Source organism: Mycobacterium kyorinense, from assembly GCF_002101735.1.
Lineage (GTDB): Bacteria > Actinomycetota > Actinomycetes > Mycobacteriales > Mycobacteriaceae > Mycobacterium > Mycobacterium kyorinense.
Genome location: NZ_LQPE01000039.1, coordinates 1 through 5,772 on the forward strand (window position 1 = coordinate 1; position 5,772 = coordinate 5,772).

Consider the following 5,772-nt stretch of genomic DNA (forward strand, 5'->3'; position numbering starts at 1 on the left):
GATTTGAACCGCGGAAAACCCACCCGGCGACCTCGCCGTGTGCCGTTGCGGCTGGCCGACCAGTTATCCAGCGCCCGGGCCAGATCCGCCAGCCCCGACGAGTAGGCCTCCTTAGAGTTCTCGGCCCACCACGGCGCCACTTCGTCCTTAGCTTGGTTCCACGCTTTGCGCAGCGAACCCAGATCCCAGCCCACCGACTCATGGCCCGAATCAAGAGCTTTGGCGTCCAGGTCGGCCTTCACTTGGGCCAGGCCCCAGTTGAACGCTTTGCGCCGCGCACCGAAATGCGAGCGCACCAACCCCGCCCGCGCCGCCTCGGCGGGCCATTCGACCTCAAACTTCGCTGCCGTCACCATCCACCCGGTAGGCAGCCGGTCGCCGGGTGAACCCGTCTGGGCGTACCCGTCGGCGTCGCCGTCGTACAGATCGAACAGCACCGACACCGACTCCACCGCCGCCCGGTGCGCCTCAAAATCCGCCCCCACATCCACATACCGCGACAACCCCCGAACACCATCGGATTTCGACTCACCAGCCAGATGCGCTCCGCCAGTGGCCGCGGCCACCTTCACGGCCTGCGCCCGGGTGGGCATCCCGACGATCATGCCGCCTCGCCCGGTCCACGTTTGGTGGCCGTCAGCGCGCGCATCGCCCGGTTGCGCGCCCCGCGCCGCCCATACAGCCGAGCACACATCGACGTCAGCACCTCGATCACGTCGCGCACCAAATCATCGGTCGTCTCGCCGGAATCGGCCACCACGATCCGCCGCCCCTGCGCCGACAACGCAGCCTCCAGATGCTCCACCCCGAAGCGTGCCAACCGGTCGCGATGCTCCACAACAACGACCTTCGCATCCGGGTCCGACAGGATCCGGCGCAACTTCGGACGTTTGCCAGTCAGACCCGACCCGACCTCCACCACGACCTGCTTCACCGCCAGATCCCGCTCGCTCGCCCACGCCGTCAACCGGGCCACCTGCCGATCCAAATCGGCGCGCTGATCATGACTCGACACCCGGGCATAGATCACCACGCCACCCGCCGCGCCTTCACCGGCCGGTGTCGTGCTGCACCAGAATCAACCGACACACGCGCTGCGGGCACCGGCAAAGTTCCCTCCCGAAACCAGCGATAAGCCGTATGCCGGTTCACCCCAACCGATTCGGCCCAATCCGCCAGATTCACACCACCAAGCCAAACACACTTACGCACACTCAACTACACTCAACACGCAACAGTTCACAACCCCATTCCTGGCAACTTACTGCGCTGCCAGGGAAGCCCGATCCGGCACGCGCCTTGCGCTCGTCGATCGGCGCGTCCTCGGTTCGACGATGATTTTCGCGGCCTCCGCCGCGCTCCGAAGCTGCTCAAGCGTAGCCAGACCGGTCTTGATGTCGGCGACACCGTCGGCCGCCGGCTGGCCGGCGCATGGCGCACGGCTGGTTGCGATGGTGCGCTGAATGCGCCAGCCCGGCGGGCCGAGTTGCGGTACGCCTGCGCCGAGCGTCAGCGACCTGAAGTCATCGCGATGGTGAAACCCTGCCCTGCGCTCGAGCATCCGGCGTGCGAATACCTTGCGGCAGAGGCTGTTCGGGGGCTCACCGCGTTTCGCAGGAATCCAGCAAGGTGTAGAGCGCCGTATGGACCACGGACGGCCCCTCGGGGAAGACGACCCGCTCGATGAAGGTCTCGCCCTTGTGGAAGCTGATATCCAGGACGAATACGTCGCCGTCCTCGGTGTAGCACGGGATTGACATGTGATCGCCGCGGTACCGGTTCTCGGTGTAGCCCGCATCCCCGCGGTCATGGCCTCGGTAGTGTTCAGCCAGACCGAACACCGGATGGCATCCGACGACGTCGCTATCCGACCAGGCCAACCGGGCGCGTGGTGGCCCGAGTGCGCTGAACAACGCCTTGACGGCATGGGTGATCTGGGATGACGAGTTGACCTCGCCTTGAGTGATAGTCATCGCTGCTTACTCCGCATTCGACGAGAACGGTTGCCATGGGCCCTCGGCGTGCGCGGCTTCAGGTCATGGACTTTCGGTCGTTCACCAGTCTATTCCTATTCCGCGGACGCGACGGGGGCGCACTCCGCCGCCTGTGGTCTCGGTGAGATCGACGCCGAAATTCCAGGTGCCACTGGTGTCGTAAGACGCTTTGAAGCTCAGGGGTCGTGCCAGGTCGGCCAGGGGGTGCATGCAGCGCCTCTCCGAGCGCTTCGCGCAGAGGCTTCCCGGCACCGGCGTCAACCTGGGCGGCGATCCAGTTTCGCTCCCGGCGATCAAGAGCAACCGCCCACTGCTCGAACTGGCTATCGCGTCCGACGAGCGCGGCCGGCGGTCGGCCCACGCCGGGCGAATACGGGTTCCGCAGAGGACCCATCGGCACTCCATCTATAGCGACTTCTAGCGGGTTATATGACATTCCTATACAACCGAATAAATGGCTATAAGTGCTGGTGTTCTGAATCGCGCCAAGTCGACTGGCGCTTGGGGAAGGTTCGTCGGCACACTCGTTGACGCCGGTTAGCGATGGTCGGCCACGGATGAGTCGGCCAGAAGGCGAAGGGCGCCGCCGTGTGGAATCTCAGTGTTAGCGCACGACTTCGATGTCATCTTCGGAGATGGTGACCAGCGCTTGGGTGGTGCCGTCGGAGTTTACAAACTCCACTTCATACGCGGGGGGAAGGTCTCGATCCGAATAGGTCGTGTAGTCGATGACGACCGTTCCTGTCGCACCGGCCGGAAGGTTGTGCTCCGGCAGGGGGCGCAGCAGCTGGACTACATCGAGTTCTTGGGGCTTCATCTTTCGTCTTCGGCCGCCCGGGATGTCTGGGCCTGAGCGTAGTACCCGTTAGGTGCTTCGGCCCGCCCAGCCGGACGTGCAGTGTCTCCATCCATCCGGCCCGCCACCTGTTTTGCCCCTAGGACAGTTGTGTGGGCTGCTTCGGCACGCCGATGATCCTGACCGGGCCGATCGCTGCTGTGGTTCCGCCTGCGACGGCGTCGCCGTAGCATTTCTCGGTGCGCCGGCCGCACGCGGCGCCGCGATTCTCGGGTAAAAAGTTGGCCAGTCGGTGATGGCGCAGCCGTTGTGGGCCATACCGCGAACATAAACTAGCCCGTATGAATGCACCTGCACCGGACGATGAGGAAGAGGTCGGGGGGCCAGTCCTGACCCCGCCGGTGAGCGCCGGACCGATCACCGCGTCAAGCCTGGGCGGTGTCCCATTCCTCGCCGTGACCGGACCAGTCAGCCACTTCAGCGGAAACAGGCTCGTCCACTTCGTTATGTCCGCTCTCAACGAGGCCGGGCTGACGATCGAACCCCCGCAATGATGCCAGCGGCCCGCTGCGCGCGAGCGGCGAAATCAGACCGAGTATCAAGCCAGCTTCGATCCATACTGCGCGTGGCGGGGGCCATGGCCGCGTTCTTGGTGTCGCTGTTGTCAACCTCCGTCAGCGCCGCCGCCGCCAGCACGCCCGCGCTAACGCCGGGATCGACCCTGCGGATGTGGGACGCCGACGACGCCTCAAGCGCAGTGTGTACCGCCGGATTCGTTGCCCGCAACCGCCGCGGTACAGCTGTGCTGCTCGACGCGGGCCATTGCGACCGCGGCGGCGACGTGACAATGCGCGCAGGTTCGGGCGGCCGGCAAGTCCCCGTCGGTGGGTTCGTAGTGACCGAGTATGCCGGCAACGACGACAAGGACACCGACATTGGAGTAGTGCGCCTATCGAAAGACATTCCCCTGCACGCAGATATCGCCGGAACCATACCCGTTACTGGCGCACTGCCCTATGTGGTGCCCGGGCAGACGCTGTGCAAAATCGGGGCTGTCACCGGGCGCAGCTGCGGTCGTGTCATCGACGCATCCCCAACGAAGGTCAAGTTCGCAGCAGCCATTGCGCCCGGTGATTCCGGCGGCCCAGTGTTCGGGCTAAAGGATGACGGCACAGCGGTGGCGGTCGGCATCACAATCAGGTCGACCGATGACGGACTCACCGTCGCCGAACTGATCGGCCCCTGGCTGCAGCGCTGGAATCTGACCATCGACTAACCGAACAAAAAACGTAGCGCCACATGCGATGCCGCAAAAAGGGCACCGCACTCAACAGGGGGAGGATCCACGCCGATGCGCCTTGGAATCGTTCTGATACTGGCCGTCGTTGAAGTAATCCTGTTCTACATCCTCGTTACCCGGGAACCACGGTCTGCAGGAACCGGACGCCAGCAGTATGCCTTCGCAGCCGGCGGCATCGTCCTGGCCGCCGTAGTCGTCGGCGCCCAGCGCGACCATCTGTCTGATCCTGTCGCGGCCGCCATTGTCGTGTTCTTCCTGGCAAATGCGTTGGCGCTGGGGATCAGTGCAGCCCGGCAGAACACACGTGACCGTGCCGATGCTCAGATCCGCGCAGAACTTCGCGACGACGTACCGGGGGCGGATACGGCCAGCGGCGAGGACCCGTAACGGTTGGCCGAAAAGCCACCACGAAACATGTTGAGGGGGGAATGGATTCATGGTGTCAGATGGTCTGCTGCGCGAGATCGCCGCGCAGTTCGCAGCGGTCACCGATAAGGAACTGATCCGTCGCATCAATCGCGCGCCGGACTTCGGATATGACCGAAAGCCGTAGCGCGCAAGCCGCGCTTCTTTAGAGCGCGGTTAGCGCATCAAGTCGGTTGATGAGGTAACCACTGGCACGGGGGGCGGCGCAGCCGCTGCAGACCGGTTTCTGTCGGGCGTAGCCCGGTGTTGGAGGGGCCGGTTCTGGTTTTCGATGTAGCGTTTGATCACCGACAACGGCGCGCCGCCGGCGGATGCGGCGAAATACGACGGCGACCACAGGTGGCTGCGCATCCGGGCACGCACACACGTTCCGGTGTATTCGCGGCGCACCGCGTAGCTGGAGCGGCCTTTAAGGCGGCGCACCAACGTGGAGATCGCCAGGGTGGGCGGGTAAGCGACCAGCAGGTGCACGTGCTCGGGTTCGCCGTTGAACTCAACCAACTCGGCACCCAGATCAGTGCACACACCCGACATGGTGTGCTGGCAGAAGTCCAGCATCGCCGAGTCCAGAATCCGCCGGCGATATTTCGTTACGAAGACAAGATGTACCCACAGCGCCGAGACGCTGTGGCCGCCACGCCGGTAGGTGTTGTTGGCTGCTGGGACCGTGATGTCGGTGGTGTCTTTTACAGTCGTGGTGTGCACACCGAAGGTGTCTACCCGCCGGCACCGACAACCATTGTCGGTGGCGGTGATCGGGCGGGCGGTGAGCGTAAGCCGCGGGCGCGTAAGCGCCCCAAGGATGCACCCACGCATGTGCGATCGTGGCCGCTGCGCCCGGACCTGGGGCAGTGCCGGGTGATCCGGACACGGTTTTCGGCGGGCGTGCGGGTGTATAACGCGGTGCTGGGTGAGTTCATCGCGCGTGCTCGCGCGGTCAAATCCGATCCGATGTTCGCGGCAGCGCGGGCTTTGCCGCGGCGTAACAAGAAGCAACGCGCTGCTCGGCGGGCGGCGTTGGACGCGGTAGCGGCGGCTCACGGGTTCAGTGATCGTCAGGCGCAGTCGTTCGCGTCGTCGCTGCGCCAGTCCTGGGTGCGTGAGCACGTGCCCGCCCAGGAGGCGCAGAACCTGGGTGCGCGGGCGTTTGATGCGGTCAAGCAGTGGCAGTTGGGTAAGAAACGCGAAACCCGTTCACGCGTATTCATATAGCCGGCCCCACGCGCTTAAGCTGCCGGGCGACAGTCGATCCCAGA

The 5,772-nt window shown here is 64.6% G+C and carries 8 protein-coding genes and 2 pseudogenes; 4 read left to right on the forward strand and 6 right to left on the reverse strand.

Annotation, left to right across the window (positions count from 1 at the left end; translation table 11 throughout):
* The 5 genes and pseudogenes from AWC14_RS07355 to AWC14_RS07380 form a co-directional block, all read right to left on the reverse strand.
* A pseudogene (locus AWC14_RS07355) lies at positions 1-605 on the reverse strand (IS607 family element RNA-guided endonuclease TnpB); the annotation flags it as partial.
* A pseudogene (locus AWC14_RS07360) lies at positions 602-1,185 on the reverse strand (IS607 family transposase). The pseudogenes AWC14_RS07355 and AWC14_RS07360, both read right to left, overlap by 4 nt.
* Before the next feature lie 76 nt (positions 1,186-1,261).
* Positions 1,262-1,561, reverse strand: a complete 300-nt coding sequence (locus tag AWC14_RS07365) for a hypothetical protein (protein ID WP_084047064.1) — start codon at positions 1,559-1,561, stop codon at positions 1,262-1,264.
* A gap of 40 nt (positions 1,562-1,601) precedes the next feature.
* Complete coding sequence (locus AWC14_RS07370; protein WP_083071752.1) at positions 1,602-1,973, reverse strand: hypothetical protein; 372 nt, start codon at positions 1,971-1,973, stop codon at positions 1,602-1,604.
* Between the two features lie 625 nt (positions 1,974-2,598).
* The gene (locus tag AWC14_RS07380) at positions 2,599-2,811 is read right to left on the reverse strand and encodes a DUF4926 domain-containing protein (protein ID WP_083071754.1); all 213 of its coding nucleotides are present in this window, start codon (positions 2,809-2,811) and stop codon (positions 2,599-2,601) included.
* Positions 2,812-3,131: 320 nt separating this feature from the next.
* Between AWC14_RS07380 and AWC14_RS07385 the strand changes: the two genes are divergently transcribed.
* The 3 genes from AWC14_RS07385 (at position 3,132) to AWC14_RS07395 (ending at position 4,477) form a co-directional block, all read left to right on the forward strand.
* Positions 3,132-3,344: a hypothetical protein gene (locus tag AWC14_RS07385; protein ID WP_083071755.1), complete on the forward strand. Its 213-nt coding sequence runs from the start codon at positions 3,132-3,134 to the stop codon at positions 3,342-3,344.
* Positions 3,345-3,427: 83 nt separating this feature from the next.
* Positions 3,428-4,066, forward strand: a complete 639-nt coding sequence (locus tag AWC14_RS07390) for a trypsin-like serine protease (protein ID WP_083071756.1) — start codon at positions 3,428-3,430, stop codon at positions 4,064-4,066.
* A gap of 75 nt (positions 4,067-4,141) precedes the next feature.
* Positions 4,142-4,477 (forward strand): hypothetical protein, encoded by a 336-nt coding sequence (locus tag AWC14_RS07395; protein ID WP_084024932.1) that lies wholly within the window; start codon positions 4,142-4,144, stop codon positions 4,475-4,477.
* Positions 4,478-4,672: 195 nt separating this feature from the next.
* Here the strand turns inward: AWC14_RS07395 and tnpA are convergent, their stop codons facing one another.
* Positions 4,673-5,188: an IS200/IS605 family transposase gene (tnpA, locus tag AWC14_RS07400; RefSeq protein WP_084031209.1), complete on the reverse strand. Its 516-nt coding sequence runs from the start codon at positions 5,186-5,188 to the stop codon at positions 4,673-4,675.
* A gap of 27 nt (positions 5,189-5,215) precedes the next feature.
* Between tnpA and AWC14_RS07405 the strand changes: the two genes are divergently transcribed.
* On the forward strand, positions 5,216-5,728 hold the full coding sequence (locus AWC14_RS07405) for a hypothetical protein (RefSeq protein WP_179294686.1): 513 nt from the start codon (positions 5,216-5,218) through the stop codon (positions 5,726-5,728).
* The last annotated feature ends 44 nt before the right edge of the window (positions 5,729-5,772 follow it).

Bases quoted from the DNA above. Each gene is read 5' to 3' on its own strand.
- AWC14_RS07370 (WP_083071752.1), bottom strand. From the start codon at position 1,973: ATGACTATCACTCAAGGCGAGGTCAACTCGTCATCCCAGATCACCCAT.
- AWC14_RS07395 (WP_084024932.1), top strand. From the start codon at position 4,142: ATGCGCCTTGGAATCGTTCTGATACTGGCCGTCGTTGAAGTAATCCTG.
- AWC14_RS07365 (WP_084047064.1), bottom strand. From the start codon at position 1,561: ATGCTCGAGCGCAGGGCAGGGTTTCACCATCGCGATGACTTCAGGTCG.
- AWC14_RS07390 (WP_083071756.1), top strand. From the start codon at position 3,428: ATGGCCGCGTTCTTGGTGTCGCTGTTGTCAACCTCCGTCAGCGCCGCC.
- AWC14_RS07380 (WP_083071754.1), bottom strand. From the start codon at position 2,811: ATGAAGCCCCAAGAACTCGATGTAGTCCAGCTGCTGCGCCCCCTGCCG.
- AWC14_RS07385 (WP_083071755.1), top strand. From the start codon at position 3,132: ATGAATGCACCTGCACCGGACGATGAGGAAGAGGTCGGGGGGCCAGTC.